The organism is Pseudomonas hamedanensis (assembly GCF_014268595.2).
In the GTDB taxonomy this organism is placed as follows: domain Bacteria; phylum Pseudomonadota; class Gammaproteobacteria; order Pseudomonadales; family Pseudomonadaceae; genus Aquipseudomonas; species Aquipseudomonas hamedanensis.
This window is the reverse complement of sequence record NZ_CP077091.1, coordinates 789,001-806,421: the sequence shown is the minus strand read 5'-3', so window position 1 is coordinate 806,421 and position 17,421 is coordinate 789,001. Positions and strand designations below refer to the sequence as shown.

Annotated in this window: 15 protein-coding genes; 7 read left to right on the top strand and 8 right to left on the bottom strand. The window is 57.8% G+C overall.

From position 1 onward, the window contains the following. Window positions 1-85: 85 nt before the first annotated feature. Together HU739_RS03550 and rarD are read left to right on the top strand one after the other, a co-directional pair. A complete protein-coding gene (locus tag HU739_RS03550) occupies window positions 86-2,206 on the top strand; it encodes an acyltransferase family protein (protein ID WP_186546347.1) in 2,121 nt (706 codons plus the stop codon). Between the two features lie 96 nt (window positions 2,207-2,302). Then, a complete protein-coding gene (gene rarD / locus HU739_RS03545) occupies window positions 2,303-3,184 on the top strand; it encodes an EamA family transporter RarD (protein ID WP_186546348.1) in 882 nt (293 codons plus the stop codon). Between the two features lie 188 nt (window positions 3,185-3,372). Here rarD and hppD read toward each other — a convergent pair whose 3' ends face one another. Further along, on the bottom strand, window positions 3,373-4,449 hold the full coding sequence (gene hppD, locus HU739_RS03540; RefSeq protein ID WP_186546349.1) for a 4-hydroxyphenylpyruvate dioxygenase: 1,077 nt from the start codon (window positions 4,447-4,449) through the stop codon (window positions 3,373-3,375). A 244-nt stretch (window positions 4,450-4,693) separates the two neighbouring features. After that, window positions 4,694-5,641 carry a DMT family transporter gene (locus tag HU739_RS03535; RefSeq protein ID WP_186546350.1) on the bottom strand — a complete coding sequence of 316 codons (948 nt, stop codon included), beginning with the start codon at window positions 5,639-5,641 and terminating at the stop codon, window positions 4,694-4,696. Window positions 5,642-5,719: 78 nt separating this feature from the next. On the opposite strand from HU739_RS03535, the gene HU739_RS03530 reads away from it, so the two are divergent. The 3 genes from HU739_RS03530 to HU739_RS03520 all read left to right on the top strand — a co-directional run bounded on the left by HU739_RS03530 (window position 5,720) and on the right by HU739_RS03520 (window position 8,835). Then, the gene (locus HU739_RS03530; protein WP_186546351.1) at window positions 5,720-6,592 is read left to right on the top strand and encodes a LysR family transcriptional regulator; all 873 of its coding nucleotides are present in this window, start codon (window positions 5,720-5,722) and stop codon (window positions 6,590-6,592) included. A gap of 115 nt (window positions 6,593-6,707) precedes the next feature. Then, window positions 6,708-8,243 carry an EAL domain-containing protein gene (locus tag HU739_RS03525; protein WP_186546352.1) on the top strand — a complete coding sequence of 512 codons (1,536 nt, stop codon included), beginning with the start codon at window positions 6,708-6,710 and terminating at the stop codon, window positions 8,241-8,243. 226 nt (window positions 8,244-8,469) lie between these two features. Further along, a complete protein-coding gene (locus tag HU739_RS03520) occupies window positions 8,470-8,835 on the top strand; it encodes a histone-like nucleoid-structuring protein, MvaT/MvaU family (protein ID WP_123468398.1) in 366 nt (121 codons plus the stop codon). Between the two features lie 217 nt (window positions 8,836-9,052). Here the strand turns inward: HU739_RS03520 and HU739_RS03515 are convergent, their stop codons facing one another. After that, a complete protein-coding gene (locus HU739_RS03515) occupies window positions 9,053-9,571 on the bottom strand; it encodes a DUF4946 domain-containing protein (protein WP_186546353.1) in 519 nt (172 codons plus the stop codon). A 140-nt stretch (window positions 9,572-9,711) separates the two neighbouring features. On the opposite strand from HU739_RS03515, the gene gloA reads away from it, so the two are divergent. Then, window positions 9,712-10,233, top strand: a complete 522-nt coding sequence (gene gloA, locus HU739_RS03510; RefSeq protein WP_186546354.1) for a lactoylglutathione lyase — start codon at window positions 9,712-9,714, stop codon at window positions 10,231-10,233. Between the two features lie 175 nt (window positions 10,234-10,408). On the opposite strand, the gene ahpF is transcribed toward gloA, so the two are convergent. The 3 genes from ahpF to HU739_RS03495 all read right to left on the bottom strand — a co-directional run bounded on the left by ahpF (window position 10,409) and on the right by HU739_RS03495 (window position 13,735). Further along, entirely contained in the window at window positions 10,409-11,971 is a 1,563-nt protein-coding gene (gene ahpF / locus HU739_RS03505; protein ID WP_186546355.1) for an alkyl hydroperoxide reductase subunit F, read from the bottom strand. 124 nt (window positions 11,972-12,095) lie between these two features. Next, entirely contained in the window at window positions 12,096-12,659 is a 564-nt protein-coding gene (gene ahpC, locus HU739_RS03500; RefSeq protein WP_186546356.1) for an alkyl hydroperoxide reductase subunit C, read from the bottom strand. A gap of 137 nt (window positions 12,660-12,796) precedes the next feature. Then, window positions 12,797-13,735 (bottom strand): site-specific integrase, encoded by a 939-nt coding sequence (locus tag HU739_RS03495; protein ID WP_186546357.1) that lies wholly within the window; start codon window positions 13,733-13,735, stop codon window positions 12,797-12,799. A 176-nt stretch (window positions 13,736-13,911) separates the two neighbouring features. Here HU739_RS03495 and HU739_RS03490 point away from each other — a divergent pair, with 176 nt between their 5' ends. Next, entirely contained in the window at window positions 13,912-14,928 is a 1,017-nt protein-coding gene (locus HU739_RS03490) for a DNA-binding protein (RefSeq protein WP_186546358.1), read from the top strand. Here the strand turns inward: HU739_RS03490 and gorA are convergent. Together gorA and galU are read right to left on the bottom strand one after the other, a co-directional pair. Beyond that, window positions 14,925-16,283, bottom strand: coding sequence for a glutathione-disulfide reductase (gene gorA, locus HU739_RS03485; RefSeq protein WP_186546359.1), 1,359 nt, complete (start codon window positions 16,281-16,283; stop codon window positions 14,925-14,927). The two genes, HU739_RS03490 and gorA, sit on opposite strands and share 4 nt — an antisense overlap. Window positions 16,284-16,412: 129 nt before the next feature. Then, window positions 16,413-17,252, bottom strand: a complete 840-nt coding sequence (gene galU / locus HU739_RS03480; protein ID WP_007912230.1) for a UTP--glucose-1-phosphate uridylyltransferase GalU — start codon at window positions 17,250-17,252, stop codon at window positions 16,413-16,415. Between the last annotated feature and the right edge of the window lie 169 nt (window positions 17,253-17,421).

The following is a 17,421-nucleotide window of genomic DNA, read 5'->3' as shown; positions in this document are numbered from 1 at the left end:
CCGATACAATCGGCTGTTTTTCATTGAATCGAGCGCGGTCAGGGAATGAATGGATTGATCGCTCGACACCGGCCAGGGATAAAAAATGTTCAATCGCCCCGCTGACGTATCCGCAAAGGTTTCGCGCGGGCTGCTGTTGAAAAATCCTGGTGACGAAACGGACCCGCATCCGCCCGCGGCAGCCGTGGCGAGCGCCGCTGTCGGCCATCGCAAATCCTCTATTGAATACCGTGCGGATATCGACGGGCTGCGCGCGATTGCTGTTCTGCTCGTACTGATCTTTCACGGCGGACTTGCCGTTTTTCCGTCCGGATTTATTGGCGTCGATATTTTCTTTGTGATTTCGGGCTACCTGACCACGTCGATCATCATGAAGTCGCTGGAGAATGGCACGTTCAGCTTCACCGGGTTCTACACCCGCCGCATTTGGCGCTTGCAGCCGGCGGTCATTGCGTTGTTGCTGGTGAGCCTGCTGGTCACCACGCTGTTGTACTTGCCCGATGACCTCATCGATTTTCTGAAAAGCGAGAAGTACACCTCGCTACTCATTTCCAACCAGTACTTTTCCAAGGTAACAACGGGCTACGCGACCGCCGATGCCGCCAGTCTGCCGTTATTGCACACCTGGTCGCTGGCCATCGAATGGCAGTGGTATCTGGTGCTGCCGCTGGGTATCTGGCTGCTTGATCGTTATGTGGCCAAACATGCGTTCAAGGCTGTGATTCTGGGCCTGACCCTGACGGCCGTGGCACTGGCGCTGTATCTGTCTCGGGCGTATCCCGACCTTAACTACTATTACTTCACGGCACGCATCTTCGAATTGATGATCGGCTCCTGCGCGGTCATTTTCAGTTCAGACCGATTCAGATTGAACCGTTTGAGCGCATCGCTGATTTGCGCACTGGCGCTCGCGGTGATTGGCTACTGTGCCGTCCAAGACGACATTCTTGCCGGATTCCCCAGCTACCACGCTATCGCGGTCTGCGTCGCGACGGCGGTGTTGTTGTTTCGAGGCATTGGCGATGCCAGCCTCACGTCGCGAATCCTGGCGTTCAAGCCGCTGGTCTTTATCGGCACCCTCTCCTACTCGCTGTATCTGTGGCACTGGCCGATCCTCGCGGTGATGGCTTATCTGGGTATCGCTTTGACGCCGACAGTGACAGTCATCTACTTCGCGTTGACGTTCGTGACGGGCTACCTGTCTTTTGTGCTCATCGAAAACCGCTATCGCAAGGCGCGGGCCGGTTTCGGCAAGACCTTGCTGTTGCTGATGATTGTGCCCGCGATCGGTCTGTCGCTGCTGCACTCGGCTGGCAGGAACCACGAAGGATGGCCGAACCGTTTTGGTGAAGACTCCGTCGCTATGTTCAGTACCTTGAAAGCGTTTGTACCGGCTAATCGTGAAGACTGTCTGGGTGCCAGCGACGGTAGCAACCCCGGCTGCATCATGGGCGCAGCGCAGGCAAAACCACAGGTATTGCTGATGGGTGATTCCTATTCCAATCACTATTGGGGATTTGTCGAAACGCTGGCCAGGGATGCCGGCCTTTCGGTACTGGCGCAGGGTCATCCGGCCTGTCTGGCGCTGCCCGGGATTTATCTCTACAACTGGTACAAGGCCAGGAACGCTCTCTATGAAAAATGCCACGCCGCCGCGCAGCGCTATTACGAGCTTATCGCGAACGGCCAATTTCAATACGTGATCATTGGCCAGTTCTGGGAGGCGTACCTCACCGACTCCATCGTCACCAGACTGGATGACCCGCGCAGCCTCGAACTGTCGCAGCAACGCCTCGGCACAGCGATTCGCGAAGCATTGGCTATCATCGTCAAGAGCGGCGCCACGCCAATCCTGTTGATGAACACCTTCCCGATGCCGACGGGAATTAATGAATGCCTGCTCAAACAGGTGAAACTGCGCGGACTGATGGGCAGCGCCGAGCACAGCCGTTCTTGTGCTTCGGTGCGATGGTCAGGTCTTGAGGATCCCTTTATGGCGACGCTGTTCAGTGACCTGCAGGCCGAGTATCCGAGCCTTGTCGTTATCGACCCGAAAGATGTGCAGTGCCAGGACGGAACGTGCAGGACCACCATAGATGGCGTGCCGGTGTATCGTGACATTGGCCACGTTTCCGATTACGCGTCGTATAAATTTGGCGAGTTGTATCTCGAGCGTTTTGGCAATCCTTTGAAAGCCAAGCCCTAGCGCGCCATGTTGAAAATCATGAGCATCCGGCCAATATTCAGCACAGAAACCACGTATCCTGCGCGCCCCGTTTGATCTCCTACCCGCGAGGACAGTTTGTCTAAAGGTATCGCTCTATCGGTTTCAGCCTCGGTGCTGTTCGCCGTCATGTATTACTACACTTCGCTGCTCACCCCGTTGAGCGGCGTGGAAATCTTTGGCTGGCGGATGCTGTTGACCGTGCCCTGCATGACCGTGTTCATGCTGGTCTCCGGCGAATGGCGGCGGGTGCTGGAACTCGTCCGGCTGATGATGGCGAAACCAAAGCGGCTCGCGGGTCTGATCATGTCGTCCGCGCTGCTGGGCGTGCAGTTGTGGCTGTTCATGTGGGCGCCACTCAATGACTACAGCCTCGACGTGTCGCTCGGCTATTTCCTGCTGCCACTGGCGATGGTGCTGACCGGGCGAATCGCCTACGGCGAAAGCTTGTCGTATCTGCAAAAAATCGCGGTGTTTCTTGCCTGCCTTGGCGTGTTGAACGAGTTGTATCAGGTCGGCGGTTTCTCCTGGGCGACGCTGCTGGTCGTGGTCGGCTATCCGCTGTATTTCGTGCTGCGTAAACACCTGAACACCGACAACCTGGGCGGATTGTGGGTGGACATGACGTTGATGCTGCCGGTCGCCTGGTGGTTTGTGCGGGGTGGCGAGCAAGGCCTGGCGGTGTTTGCTCAATACCCGGGACTGATGTGGCTGATCCCGTTGCTCGGCCTGATCAGCGCGTCGGCACTGGTGGTTTACATCATTGCCAGCCGGTTGTTGCCTTTCAGTCTGTTTGGCCTGTTGAGTTACGTCGAGCCGGTGCTGTTGCTGGCGGTAGCGCTGCTGCTGGGCGAGAGCATCAAGCCGGGCGAATGGCTGACGTACATACCGATCTGGCTGGCGGTGCTGGTGCTGGTTTTCGAAGGTTTTAAACACCTGATGCGCCAGCGCCGCCCTTAAAGCCCTGCTCAGTTCAAAATGTGGGAGCGGGCTTGCTCGCGAAGGCATCCGTTCAGTCAGCCTCATTGTTGAATGGTAGACCGAATTCGCGAGCAAGCCCGCTCCCACATTTTTTGTTATCTGTGTGAGGCATAAAAAATCCCGGCTCTGCATCGCTGCAGGCCGGGATTTTTCATTTCAGTTGCCGATTACTCGGTGGCAAGCACACCACGACGCACCTGATCGCGCTCGATGGATTCGAACAGGGCCTTGAAGTTGCCCTCGCCGAAACCGTCATCGCCCTTGCGCTGGATAAACTCGAAGAACACCGGCCCCATCAGGGTTTCCGAGAAGATCTGCAGCAGCAGGCGCTTGTCGCCCTGCTCCGACGCGCCATCCAGCAGGATACCGCGCGATTGCAGTTGATCGACCGGCTCGCCGTGGTTCGGCAGACGCCCTTCGAGCATTTCGTAGTAGGTGTCTGGCGGTGCGGTCATGAAGCGCATGCCGATTTTCTTCAGTTGATCCCAAGTCTTGATCAGGTCGTCGGTCAGGAACGCAACGTGCTGGATGCCCTCGCCGTTGAACTGCATCAGGAACTCTTCGATCTGGCCGGCGCCCTTGGACGATTCTTCGTTCAACGGGATGCGGATCATGCCGTCCGGTGCCGTCATGGCTTTCGAGGTCAGGCCGGTGTATTCGCCTTTGATGTCGAAGTAGCGGATCTCGCGGAAGTTGAACAGCTTCTCGTAGAAGTTCGCCCAATAGGCCATGCGGCCGCGATACACGTTGTGGGTCAGGTGATCGATGATCTTCAGGCCGGCGCCGACCGGGTTGCGGTCAACGCCTTCGATGAACACGAAGTCGATGTCATAGATCGAACTGCCTTCGCCAAAACGGTCGATCAGGTACAACGGCGCGCCGCCAATGCCTTTGATCGCCGGCAGGTTCAGTTCCATCGGACCGGTTTCGATGTGGATCGGCTGCGCGCCGAGTTCCAGTGCGCGGCAGTAGGCCTTTTGCGAGTCCTTGACACGGAACGCCATGCCGCACACCGACGGGCCATGTTCGGCGGCAAAGTACGAGGCGACGCTGTTGGGTTCGTTGTTGAGGATCAGGTTGATCGCGCCCTGGCGGTACAGGTGCACGTTCTTGGAACGGTGGGTCGCGACCTTGGTGAAGCCCATGATCTCGAAGATCGGCTCCAGCGTGCCGGGCGTCGGCGATGCGAACTCGATGAACTCAAAGCCCATCAGGCCCATTGGGTTTTCGTATAAATCTGCCATGGTGGCGCCTCATCATTTCTTATCAATTAACCAGGGTTATTTGTCAGTCATGTGAGGTCTGGGGTGGCGCGCAGGAGATGCCACGCACACTGCGGGCGAGGAAGTCACCGTAGATCAGTTGAAACCCGAATATCTTCATTGTCGACCTAAGGCTCTTGCGGGCGAGGCTTCTGCTGCCAGAAGACGATTATTATTGTATGCGTAAACCGATTCTACACAGCGTAACCCGGCTTGTCTGCTGCCTCTATAAAATCCGCTTTTTTGCCATCGGTGCAAGGGTTTTGTTACACAGATAAATGCCCAGCAGAATCAATGTTGCACCCAGATACATGGCGGGGGTCAGTTGCTCGCCGAGCAGTAACGCACCCAGCATTACCGCCGTCAGCGGGTTCAGGGCGATGAAGACGCCGCTGCGCGTCGCGCCGATTTTACGGATGCCATCGTAATAACCGATGTAAGCCAGCGCCGAGCCGAAGACGCCGAGATAGATCAGGCTCAACCATTGCGCAGTGCCAAGCTCGATCAGCGCAGTCCAGCTCAGTTCGCCACGAACGACCGCCAAAATCCACAACATGGCAGTGCCAATAAGGATTGAGTAAGTGACCGTCTGCAGCGGCCCCAGGCTCTGATTGAGGCTGCGGGAACACAGCGAATAAACGCCCCAACCCACCACGCAACCCAATATCAACAGGTCGCCGACCCACGCATCCGCGGTTGCCGCCAGCAACTGCGGGTTGCGACTGACAATGACCAGACTGGCACCGGCGATGCAGAGGACGATGCCGGTGACTTTCACTCGCCCGAGACGCTCCTTGAACAGTAGCCAGGAAGCCAGGCCGATCACCGCCGGATTCAACGCGACAATCAACGAGGCGCGTGAAGCGTTGATGTATTGCAGACCATAAAAGAAGCACAGGTTGTAGAAGAAAATCCCGAACAAGCCCAGAAGACTCAGCTGCAACCACTGCCGTGCCGTCGGCCGCGCCAGTGGAATGCGCGCCAGCCACAGGAAGCCGAGCAACGCGGCACTGGCCAGCAAAAAGCGCAGACTGGCGGCGAACATCGGACTGAGACTGCCGGCGAGAAAACGCCCGGCGACAAAGGTCCCGCCCCAGATCATGGTGACGGCCGCCAGCGTCACGTACACCGGCATAGCGGATTCGCCCCGATGGGCTTGCTCAAGGTTACGCATGACACTCCAGACCCATACCGTAAAGGGATGGCGTATCATCCCGCTCATTATCCGTCATCGTAAAATGAGCAAATACTCATGACCCTCACGCAACTGGAAATATTTTCGCGCGTGGCCGAACTGCGTGGCTTTACCCTCGCCGCCCAGCGCCTGGGGATCTCGCAGTCTGCGGTGTCCCACGCGATGAAATCCCTTGAGCAGGAACTGGGTATCGAGCTGCTGCGGCGCCATCAATCCCACGTCGAACTCAGCGATATCGGCGAACAACTGCTGCTGCGCGCCCGGGCGATGCTCGGCCTCGCCAACACCTTGCGCCAGGAAGCGGCGGATGCACGTGGCATGAAAACCGGCACGCTGCGCATCGGCTCGTTCGGCCCGACCTCGTCGATCAGGCTGTTACCGAAGATTCTGCAGCGCTTTCGCCAGGCGCATCCGGGCATCGAAGTGCACATCGATGAAGGGCCGGATCGGCAAGTTATTCAATGGCTGGAGGAGCGGCGCATCGACGTCGGATTCGTGGTGCTGCCCGAAGAGCGTTTCGACACCTTCGCCTTGCTCGAAGATCAAATGGTCGCGCTGCTCCCACGCGGACATCAACTGGCGGCGCAGTCAGCGTTGAGACTCAAGGACCTGTGCGACGACCCGTTTGTGCTCACCGAGGCAGGTTCCGCAGAATTGGTGTCGCGACTGTTCATGGCGGCGCGGTTGCAACCGAACATCCGTTATCGTTGCTCGCAACTGATCAGCACCCTCGACACGGTCAGCCGTGGCGACGCGATCACAATTGTCGCTGCGAGCTCATTACCGGACGACGTCAGCGCGGGTTACGAGAAACGGCCCTTGCTGCCGGCCGTCAAGCGTCAGGTCGGTCTGGCCGTGCTTGATCAGCGCCAGGCCTCACCGGCAGCGCTGGCCTTTATCAAGCTGGCGACAACCGTCTCCCAACAATGAGCGGCACAAGCGTCATCCGCCATCTATCCTCCCTTTTGCTTCAACGTTTGTCCGGCGCCGCGCCGTCGCCAGGCCTGAACTCAAGCGCCCCACTTCATCGCAACAGGATGCGTCCATGCCGCTCACCGTGAGACCCCGCCGCAAGCGCAGCACGCGCATCATCGTGACACTGCTCAGCGGCCTGCTGCCCATCGTGCTCGGTAGCGTGATTCTGTATATGCAGGCTGAGCGCACCTTGCAGCAAAGTTCGCAGCACACCGCCGAGGAAGCGCTGCGCCAGTTCGAGTTAATGCTCGACAACACCGCGCAGGCCGCCCGGGATCTGCTGCCACTGGCCGGGAAAACCTGCGAAGAGGTGAAACTGGCCTTGCGCGAACAGGTCACCCGTCGCCCCTTCGTGCGCTCGACCAATCTGGTGTGGGACAACGACCTGTATTGCAGCTCGCTGTTCGGCGACTTCAAGGAAGCGGTCAACGCGGGCGATTATCACGCCGGCAAACTGTGGCTCATGAACGGTAACCCGGTAACTCCCAACACCGCGCTGCTGGTGTACCGCCTCAGCGACGGTCGCGGCGGCGCGCTGACCACGCTTGATGGCTATCACCTGAGCAACATCCTGCGCCTGATCGGCCGGCAGACCTTGCTCGTGCTGCAAGTCGGTGAGAATTGGCTGTCCGCCGACGGCAGCGTGCACCAGGGCGAGCTTCCCGCTCTGCCCGTGGCGCAAAGCACGCTGAACTCCGCGCGTTACGCGTTCAGCGTCGCAGCGGGTTTCCCGCAGGGGCAAGTCTGGCGCTACATGGCGGACGAATACCCGCCCTTGTTCAGTCTGCTGATTTTTTTCGGCGTGGTCTCGGGTGCCATTGGCCATATCGTGCAGAAGCGCTCGACCTCGCCGAGCCACGAAATGCTCCGTGCGCTGGAGGCCGGCGAGTTCATTCCGTACTTCCAGCCGGTGGTTCATGGTGACAGCAAGGCATGGTCAGGCGCCGAAGTCCTGATGCGCTGGAATCACCCCAAGGAGGGCCTGGTGCGCCCGGACCTGTTTATTCCCTTCGCCGAGCATTCGGGGCTGATCGTGCCCATGACGCGTTCACTGATGCAGCAGACCGCGGCCCTGCTGGGACCGCACTCGGCAACGTTCGCCACACCGTTTCACATCGGTATCAACATTACTGCCAGCCATTGCCGGGATCTGGATCTGGTCGAGGACTGCCGCGAATTCCTCGACGCCTTTGTCGCTGGCAGCGTAAGCCTGGTGTTGGAGTTGACGGAACGAGAGCTGATTGAACCCACCGACATTACCCGTCAATTGTTTGAGCAACTGCACTTGCTGGGCGTGAAGATCGCGATCGACGATTTCGGCACCGGCCACTCCAGCCTCGGCTACTTGCGCAAATTCAATGTGGACTTCCTCAAGATCGATCAAAGTTTTGTCGCGATGATCGGCATCGACGCGTTGTCGCGGCATATTCTGGACACGATTATCGAACTCTCGGCCAAGCTCGACCTGGGTATTGTTGCCGAAGGTGTCGAAACTCAGGCCCAGGCTGATTATCTGACCGCGCACCACGTCAACTTCCTGCAAGGCTATTTGTTCGGCAAACCAATGCCGGCCGCGGATTTCATCAGCGCATTAAGTCACCATTAACTACATGACACAACGACCGGACCGGCGCACCAAATTGATACAAAAAAGCGCTGTTGTTACATGAAGACAAGATCAGGATTTACTCTGGGGCGATTAACTACTACAATTTTTTCAACCTGAGCAAAACTGGCGGGTAAGCCATTTATCACCGAGTCGCTTCAAGGCTCCCGGCTTATAGCTTTGTTTGCGGTTGGTATCAGCTAAACACACTATTGGAGTAAAGATATTGTCCAGACTCGCTGAATTTCGTGCAGCTGAAAAGGCCCTTCAGGAACAGCTCAAGCAGCTGGAATCGCTGAAGAACGATGCCGGGCTCAAGAAAGAAATCGAATTCGAAGAAAAGCTCCAGGGGCTGATGAAAACCTACGGCAAAGGCCTGAAAGACATCATCGCCATTCTCGATCCGAACCCGGCAAAATCGGGCCTGCAAGTGTCCGCAGCGCCTAAAACCCGTCGCGCCCGCGTGGTCAAGGTTTATCAGAACCCGCACACCGGCGAGTTGATCGAAACCAAGGGCGGCAACCACCGCGGCCTGAAGGCCTGGAAGGAACAATACGGTGCAGCTACCGTTGATTCCTGGTTGCGCGGTTAATCTTCCGCCAACAAAAAGCCCTGCCAGAAGCAGGGCTTTTTTATTGACAATATTTAACAAATGAAATGATTTTCATCCTGCAAGTTGCCAGCATTTGCTAGCGTAAGGGCGGTGAACCGCTAAACATTTTGCTGCGTAATGTTGCGATTGCGGTGCAACGTCCAACTTTGTGCTTAATCCCTTCGGCTATTTAACCCTGTCACAAAATAACACTCTGCTAAAGTTTCAGGCTGTTTCTTGCCGCGACTATTTCCTCGGTGCTCGCCTTATAAACCTCTGCCTGCCCTGCATAGGAAAGAACATAAGCCCGGCCCGCCTCGACTGCGGCGACCAGTGTTTGCGACAGCACATGGCGACCGTTCTCAGTGATGGTGCAGGTCGTCTCCAGCGCTGGCAAAGACCCCAGCGTTGACGCATGCACTTTGTTGCACACACTTTGGTAACCGCTCTGGAAAAAATCCTTCTGGATGGATTTGCGCATTTCCATCAACACGCCCTGCAAGTTGACTTGATGCCCGCTTTCAACCGGCGTCATGGTCAACTCCATGACCATTACCTGATTGCCATCGGCATCATTTTTCACGGCTCGCTGACGGGAAACCGACGGCGTCGCGTCGGCAAGCTTCGCGACTACCCAGCCCGCTGGCCAGGTAATTTGCGGTTCGGCGGCGAACACCGAAGTGCCGACCGCAACCACGGCCAATAGAACCAACCCAGACTTGAACACTCGGATCATTAGCGCACGCACTCGCAGAGATGAGCTGCAAAGTCTGAGCCTCGCCCGTGCGCAGAGCAAGCTTGCCCTTTCATTTGGTGATGCTGGCAGGCTTGCGTATCATTGCGTCCATCCACTCGCCCATAGTTATTGGAGGGCTCATGAGCCTCAACGAACTGAACACTTTCCCCGGCGTTACCGCCACGCCAGACAGCGCAACCCGTAACTTCGTGTTCAACCACACCATGCTGCGCGTGAAGGACATCACCCGGTCGCTGGATTTCTATACCCGCGTGCTGGGGTTTTCGCTGGTCGAGAAGCGCGATTTTCCGGAAGCCGAGTTCAGCCTGTACTTCCTCGCCCTGGTGGATAAAGCGCAGATCCCCGCCGATGCCGCTGCCCGCACGCAATGGATGAAGTCGATCCCCGGCATTCTCGAATTGACCCATAACCACGGCACCGAAAACGATGCCGACTTCGCCTACCACAACGGCAACACTGACCCGCGTGGTTTCGGCCACATCTGCATTTCGGTGCCGGATATCGTTGCCGCATGCGCACGTTTTGAAGAACTGGGCTGTGATTTCCAGAAGCGCCTGAGCGATGGCCGCATGAAAAGCCTGGCGTTCATCAAGGATCCGGACGGTTACTGGGTCGAGATCATCCAGCCTGCGCCGCTGTAACTGACTGACCGGTTTACTTGTGGGAGCGAGCCTGCTCGCGAAAGCGGTCTGTCAGTCAATAAAGTATTGAATTCGCTACCGTCATCGCGAGCAGGCGAAGGCCAACAATTGGATTTGAGTCAGGCATAAAAAAACCCATGATCGCTCATGGGTTTTTTCATTTCCGACTTGGCAATTACGCCGGTGCCGAAGTCCGGATCAAGTGATCGAAAGCACTCAACGATGCCTTGGCGCCCTCGCCCACGGCAATAACGATCTGCTTGTACGGCACAGTCGTGACGTCACCGGCGGCGAAGATGCCCGGGATCGAGGTCTCGCCACGGTTATCGACGATGATCTCCCCGCGCGGCGACAGCTCGATGGTGCCTTTGAGCCAATCGGTGTTAGGCAGCAGGCCGATCTGCACAAAGATCCCTTCCAACTCGACCGTGCGCAATTCATCGGTGTTGCGATCCTTGTAGCGCAGGCCGTTGACCTTCTCTCCATTGCCAGTCACTTCAGTGGTTTGCGCACTGGTGATGACTGTCACGTTCGGCAGGCTGTGCAACTTGCGTTGCAGCACGGCGTCGGCACGCAGTTGCACGTCGAACTCCAGCAGCGTTACGTGCGACACGATACCGGCCAAATCGATGGCCGCTTCAACGCCGGAGTTGCCGCCACCGATCACTGCCACGCGCTTGCCCTTGAACAACGGACCGTCGCAGTGCGGGCAGTACGCCACGCCTTTATTGCGGTATTCCTGCTCGCCCGGCACGTTCATTTCACGCCAGCGTGCGCCGGTCGCGAGAATCACGCTTTTGGCTTTAAGGGACGCGCCACTGGCGAAGCGGACTTCGTGCAGTTCGCCATTCTTGCCAGGGATCAGCTTGTCGGCGCGTTGCAGATTCATGATGTCGACGTCGTACTGCTTGACGTGTTCTTCCAGCGCCGTGGCCAGTTTCGGGCCTTCGGTTTCCTGTACGGAAATGAAGTTCTCAATGGCCATGGTGTCCAGCACCTGACCACCGAAGCGCTCAGCGGCAACGCCGGTGCGAATGCCTTTACGCGCTGCATAAATGGCGGCCGAAGCGCCGGCTGGGCCACCGCCGACGACCAGCACGTCAAAGGCTTCCTTGGCGCTGATCTTCTCGGCCTGACGCTCAATGGCACCGGTGTCGAGCTTGGCGAGGATTTCTTCCAGGCCCATGCGGCCCTGGCCGAAGTTTTCGCCGTTCAGGTAAATGCTCGGCACGGCCATGATCTTGCGATCATTGACTTCATCCTGGAACAGCGCGCCGTCGATGGCGACGTGGCGAATGTTCGGGTTGAGCACAGCCATCAGGTTCAGCGCCTGAACGACGTCCGGGCAGTTCTGGCAAGACAGCGAGAAGTAGGTCTCGAAGCTGAACTCGCCTTTGAGCGAGCGAATCTGCTCGATGACTTCAGCACTGGCTTTGGATGGGTGGCCGCCGACTTGCAGCAGCGCCAGTACCAGCGAAGTGAATTCGTGGCCCATCGGAATACCGGCGAAACGCAGACTGATGTCAGCGCCCGGGCGGTTGATCGAGAACGATGGCTTGCGTGCGTCGTCACCGCTGTCGATCAGAGTAATCTGGCTCGAAAGACTCGCAACGTCTTTGAGCAGGTCGAGCATTTCACGGGATTTCGCACCGTCGTCGAGGGATGCAACGATCTCGATCGGTTGGGTGACCCGTTCCAGGTACGATTTCAACTGGGCTTTAAGATTGGCGTCCAACATACGGGCGATTTCCTATATTTGAGGCAAAAAAAAGCCCGAGCGAATCTCGCCCGGGCATTTTTATTGGGCGGTGCAGCTAACTTAAGAAGGTGCGGCGTACCGCCCTGCGTTGCGTGTCACAGACTTAGATCTTGCCGACCAGGTCCAGGGACGGAGCCAGAGTGGCCTCGCCTTCTTTCCACTTGGCTGGGCAAACTTCGCCTGGGTGTGCAGCAACGTACTGAGCAGCCTTGATCTTGCGCAGCAGCTCGGAAGCGTCACGGCCAACGCCGCCATCGTTCAGCTCAACGATTTTGATCTGACCTTCAGGGTTGATCACGAAGGTGCCACGATCCGCCAGACCGGCTTCTTCGATCAGCACGTCGAAGTTGCGGGAGATGACGTGGGTCGGGTCGCCGATCATGGTGTATTCGATTTTGCCGATGGCTGGCGAAGTGTTGTGCCAGGCAGCGTGGGCAAAATGCGTGTCGGTGGAGACGCTGTAGATTTCTACGCCCAGCTTCTTGAACTCAGCGTAGTTGTCGGCCAGGTCTTCCAGCTCGGTTGGGCAGACGAAGGTGAAGTCGGCTGGGTAGAAGAACACGACCGACCACTTGCCCTTCAGGTCAGCGTCCGAAACTTCAACGAAATCGCCGTTTTTGAACGCGGTAGCTTTGAACGGTTTTACTTGGCTGTTGATGATAGGCATCGATGACTCTCCGTCAGGGGTTATGAAGTTGATGGGTGAATCCTACCCATTCGCTGGACGGAAGGCTCATTGGCAAACCTGATACTGCTGATTTGTTTTCGCTATTACGTGACTGTATTAATAGAAGAAAACGATCTCTACGCTTGATCCGGCTTATCCATGATCCGAGCCATTCCCAGGAATGGGCTGACCTCAACATAACGCATTGCGGATTTCATGTCCTTCCAGCCGACGTAACTCATCAGCGACTTCAAATCCCAGCCGCTTTGATGAGCCCAAGTGGCGAAGCCGCGACGCAATGAGTGGCTGGTGTAGTTCTCAGCGGCGATCCCCGCGCGCTGCAAGGCCTGGCGTAGTAGCGGGATAATGCTGTTGGCGTGCAGGCCCTCCTCGTTCAGATTGCCCCAGCGGTCGATGCTGCGAAAAACCGCGCCACGGACCAGCGCCGCTTCGGTGACCCAGTCGATGTAAGCCTGGACCGGACAAAGCTTCAACAGCGCCGGCGCCTGATAGGTCTGCCCCAGATTCTCGCGATCGCCCTTGCTGCGCGGCAGGTACAAGGTGATGCCGCGGCCAGCGTGAGCCTGCACATGTTCGACCTGCAAGCGGCACAGCTCGTCGCTGCGAAAGCCGCGCCAGAAACCCAGCAGAATCAGTGCGCGATCTCGATAAGCCTTGAGCAACGCAGGGCGATCCTGCTGTTGTCGGGCGGTCTGAGCTTCGTGTTCCAGCCAATCGATCACACGCTGCAAATCCTGCAATTGCAACGGCTCGGCCTGCTTTTCCTGAGCCGGGTGCAATGCGCGAATACCTTTGAACACCTTGCGCACCACCGGCGCCTTGGTCGGGTCGGCAAACCCCTGACTGTTGTGCCACTGCGCCAGCGCCGACAGACGCAGCTTCAGCGTATTGATCGACAGCACCCCTGCATGCTCCACCAGATAGCGCGCAACGCTGTCGGCTGTTGCAGGCAAGAAGCCGCCCCAGACCACTTCAAAATGCTCGATGGCGGCGCGATAGCTGCGGCGCGTGTTGTCACGGGTCGCTGCTTGCAGATAGCGATCCATATCGCTCATGGGCGGTTTTCTCTCGGCGTACTGATTCAGGGATGCAAATCGGCATTTTGCCGCCTGACACTGGGTAATACCAGTATATCCCGCCTCTTCTATATCAAAGATTTAACTTTATTTTCAGCGTGGTACACTGCGTACTTTAGTGTCATGTACCACAGTACGTAACCGTAGGAGTTTACATGGCCCGTGGCGGCATTACCAAAGCCCTGGTGCAGATTGCGCGCACCGCGATTCTGGCTCGCGGCGAACACCCGAGCATCGATGCGGTACGCATTGAAATGGGCAACACCGGCTCGAAAACCACGATCCACCGCTATCTAAAGGAACTGGATGACGGCGCACAGCCCGTCGAAGCCTCGGCGGAACCGATCGACGACGAGTTGGCCGCACTGGTCTCGCGCCTCGCGCAACGCCTGAAAGAACAGGCGCAGGAGCCCATCGAACAGGCGCGTGAACAATTCGAGGAGCAGCGCGAGGCGCTGGAATCCGAGCTGAAGCAGACACGTCTGGCCCTGGAGAAACTCGAACACGAGCACGATATTCAGGGCGCCGCCTTGGCGCGCGAGTCCGAAGCCCTGAGCAATACGCGCTCGATGCTGCAAACCGAACAGACCCGCAACGCCGGGCTGAATCAGGCGCTGGCGGACTTTGAATTGCGCCTGCAGGACAAGGATGAGCAGATTCGCTCACTGGAAGAAAAGCACCTGCACGCCCGCGATGCGCTGGAGCACTACCGCAACGCTGCCCGAGAACAACGCGAACAGGAGCAGAGTCGCCACGAAGCCCAGGTTCAGCAATTGCAAGCCGAATTGCGCCAGGCCCAGCAAAGCGCCCTCGTACGTCAGGACGAAATCACCCAGCTGCACCGCGACAACGAGCGCCTGCTCACTGAAAACCGCGGCACCCAGCGCGAACTGAGCCTGATGCAGGACCAGCTCAAGCAGAGCAATCTGCGTCAGGATCAGTTGCTGGAGCAAGCCACTCGCGTCGACAGCGAGCGCACTCTCCTCCAGGAACGCCTGCGCGCGGCCTCACTGGAAAGCCAGGTGCTCAAACAGAACGTCGAGGAGCAGACGCAACTCAATCAGACGCTGGAAAAGGAATTAAGCAAAGCGCAGGCAAATCTTGAAGAAAGCCAGCGTCTGGCAGCCACCGTTGCGGCGGCGCCAGACGTGGCCAAACCGAAGGACGCTTAAGCGCCGACCGGCGTACGCATGGTGACGAACTCTTCGGCGGCCGTCGGGTGGACCCCGATCGTGTCGTCGAAGTCGCGCTTGGTTGCGCCAGCCTTCAAGGCAATTGCCAAGCCCTGCACGATCTCACCGGCATCCGGTCCGACCATGTGGCAGCCAAGCACTTTGTCGGTCTTGGCATCGACCACCAGTTTCATCAGGGTTTTTTCCTGACATTCAGTCAGGGTGAGCTTCATCGGCCGGAAGCGGCTCTCGAAAATCACCACCTCATGGCCGCATTCGCGCGCTTCTTCTTCGCTCAAACCGACGGTGCCAATGTTCGGCAGGCTGAACACGGCGGTAGGGATCATTTTGTAATCCACCGGACGGTATTGCTCAGGTTTGAACAAACGCCGCGCCACGGCCATGCCTTCGGCCAGCGCTACAGGCGTCAGCTGCACACGACCGATGACGTCGCCCAGCGCGAGGATCGATGGCTCGGTGGTTTGATATTGGTCGTCGACCTTGATGAAGCCCTTGTCGTCGAGTTGCACATCGGTGTTTTCCAACCCCAGGTTGTCCAGCATCGGACGCCGACCTGTGGCGTAGAAAACGCAATCCGCGTCCAGAACACGGCCATCCTTGAGGGTCGCTTTCAGGCTGCCGTCGGCCTGCTTGTCGATCCGCGCGATGTCAGCGTTGAACTGCAAATCCATGCCGCGCTTGGTCAGTTCTTCCTGCAAATGCTTGCGCACCGCACCATCAAAGCCCCGCAGGAACAGATCGCCGCGGTACAGCAGTGTAGTGTTGGCGCCAAGGCCATGGAAAATCCCGGCGAACTCGACGGCGATGTAACCGCCGCCGACCACCAGCACACGCTTGGGCAGCTCTTTGAGAAAGAATGCTTCGTTCGAGCCAATGGCATGTTCGTGGCCTGGAATCTGCGGAATCTGCGGCCAGCCGCCGGTCGCAATCAGAATATTCTCGGCAGTGTAACGCTGGCCATCGACCTCAACCTCGTGCGGCCCGACGATCTTCGCGTGCGCCTCATGCAGCGTCACGCCACTGTTGACCAACAGGTTGCGGTAGATACCGTTGAGGCGATTGATCTCGCGATCCTTGTTGGCAATCAGCGTCGCCCAATCGAAATTCGCCTCGCCCAGGCTCCAGCCAAAACCGGACGACTGCTCGAAATCTTCGGCAAAGTGCGCTCCGTACACCAACAGCTTTTTCGGCACGCAGCCGACGTTGACGCAGGTGCCGCCCAGATAACGGCTTTCAGCCACCGCCACCCTCGCACCAAAACCGGCCGCAAACCGCGCCGCCCGCACACCGCCGGAACCGGCGCCAATCACATAAAGGTCAAAATCGTAGGCCATTTCTATCTCCTCGGCAGGCGATCAGCATACCCGCAGCCATCCATTGGGCAAGCGCTGCGATCCATATAAGGGCGGAAAACGAAAAAGCCACCCGAAGGTGGCTTTATCTTGCAGACAGCTCAAACGGGCTTAGTAAGCCTTGCCCGTCTTGTAGAAGTTCTCGAAGCAGAAGTTGGTCGCCTCGATGTAACCTTCAGCACCACCGCAGTCGAAACGCTTGCCTTTGAACTTGTAGGCCATGACGCAGCCGTTCTGGGCTTGCTTCATCAGGGCGTCGGTGATCTGGATTTCGCCGCCCTTGCCTGGCTCGGTCTGTTCGATCAGGTCGAAGATGTCCGGAGTCAGGATGTAACGACCAATGATCGCCAGGTTCGACGGTGCGTCTTCCGGCTTTGGCTTCTCAACCATGCTGTGCACGCGATAGATGTCGTCGCGGATCATCTCGCCGGCGATCACACCGTATTTGCTGGTTTCCTGCGGGTCGACTTCCTGGATGGCGATGATCGAGCAGCGGAACTGCTTGTACAGCTTGACCATTTGGGTCAGGACACCGTCGCCTTCGAGATTGACGCACAGGTCGTCCGCCAGGACCACGGCGAACGGTTCGTCACCGATCAACGGGCGACCGGTCAGGATCGCGTGGCCGAGGCCTTTCATTTCGGTCTGACGGGTGTAGGAGAACGAGCACTCATCGAGCAGCTTGCGGATGCCGACCAGGTATTTCTCTTTGTCGGTGCCCTTGATCTGGTTTTCCAGCTCGTAGCTGATGTCGAAGTGGTCTTCCAGAGCGCGCTTGCCACGACCGGTAACGATGGAGATTTCCGTCAGGCCGGCGTCCAGCGCTTCTTCAACGCCGTACTGGATCAGTGGCTTGTTTACCACCGGCAGCATTTCTTTAGGCATGGCTTTAGTCGCTGGCAGGAAGCGAGTACCGTAACCGGCTGCTGGGAACAAGCATTTCTTGATCATATAAGTCCTTGAAAAGGCTGTGTGTACGAGTTTCGGCGCAGTCTAATCAGGCGGCGTGCACCTTACAATGCCCCGCACTGGCTAACCGATGCCATCATAGAGAAATATTCTTGCCGATAGTTCCATCGGTGTTTCGGGCGGCGCAGTCAGCGTAGCGCAAGACGCCGGC

Excerpts from the sequence above, each read along its gene's own strand:
- ahpF (WP_186546355.1), bottom strand. The coding sequence starts at position 11,971 with ATGTTGGACGCCAATCTTAAAGCCCAGTTGAAATCGTACCTGGAACGG.
- hppD (WP_186546349.1), bottom strand. The coding sequence starts at position 4,449 with ATGGCAGATTTATACGAAAACCCAATGGGCCTGATGGGCTTTGAGTTC.
- HU739_RS03495 (WP_186546357.1), bottom strand. The coding sequence starts at position 13,735 with ATGAGCGATATGGATCGCTATCTGCAAGCAGCGACCCGTGACAACACG.
- galU (WP_007912230.1), bottom strand. The coding sequence starts at position 17,252 with ATGATCAAGAAATGCTTGTTCCCAGCAGCCGGTTACGGTACTCGCTTC.
- HU739_RS03535 (WP_186546350.1), bottom strand. The coding sequence starts at position 5,641 with ATGCGTAACCTTGAGCAAGCCCATCGGGGCGAATCCGCTATGCCGGTG.
- HU739_RS03515 (WP_186546353.1), bottom strand. The coding sequence starts at position 9,571 with ATGATCCGAGTGTTCAAGTCTGGGTTGGTTCTATTGGCCGTGGTTGCG.
- HU739_RS03525 (WP_186546352.1), top strand. The coding sequence starts at position 6,708 with ATGCCGCTCACCGTGAGACCCCGCCGCAAGCGCAGCACGCGCATCATC.
- gloA (WP_186546354.1), top strand. The coding sequence starts at position 9,712 with ATGAGCCTCAACGAACTGAACACTTTCCCCGGCGTTACCGCCACGCCA.
- HU739_RS03550 (WP_186546347.1), top strand. The coding sequence starts at position 86 with ATGTTCAATCGCCCCGCTGACGTATCCGCAAAGGTTTCGCGCGGGCTG.
- HU739_RS03490 (WP_186546358.1), top strand. The coding sequence starts at position 13,912 with ATGGCCCGTGGCGGCATTACCAAAGCCCTGGTGCAGATTGCGCGCACC.
- gorA (WP_186546359.1), bottom strand. The coding sequence starts at position 16,283 with ATGGCCTACGATTTTGACCTTTATGTGATTGGCGCCGGTTCCGGCGGT.
- ahpC (WP_186546356.1), bottom strand. The coding sequence starts at position 12,659 with ATGCCTATCATCAACAGCCAAGTAAAACCGTTCAAAGCTACCGCGTTC.
- HU739_RS03530 (WP_186546351.1), top strand. The coding sequence starts at position 5,720 with ATGACCCTCACGCAACTGGAAATATTTTCGCGCGTGGCCGAACTGCGT.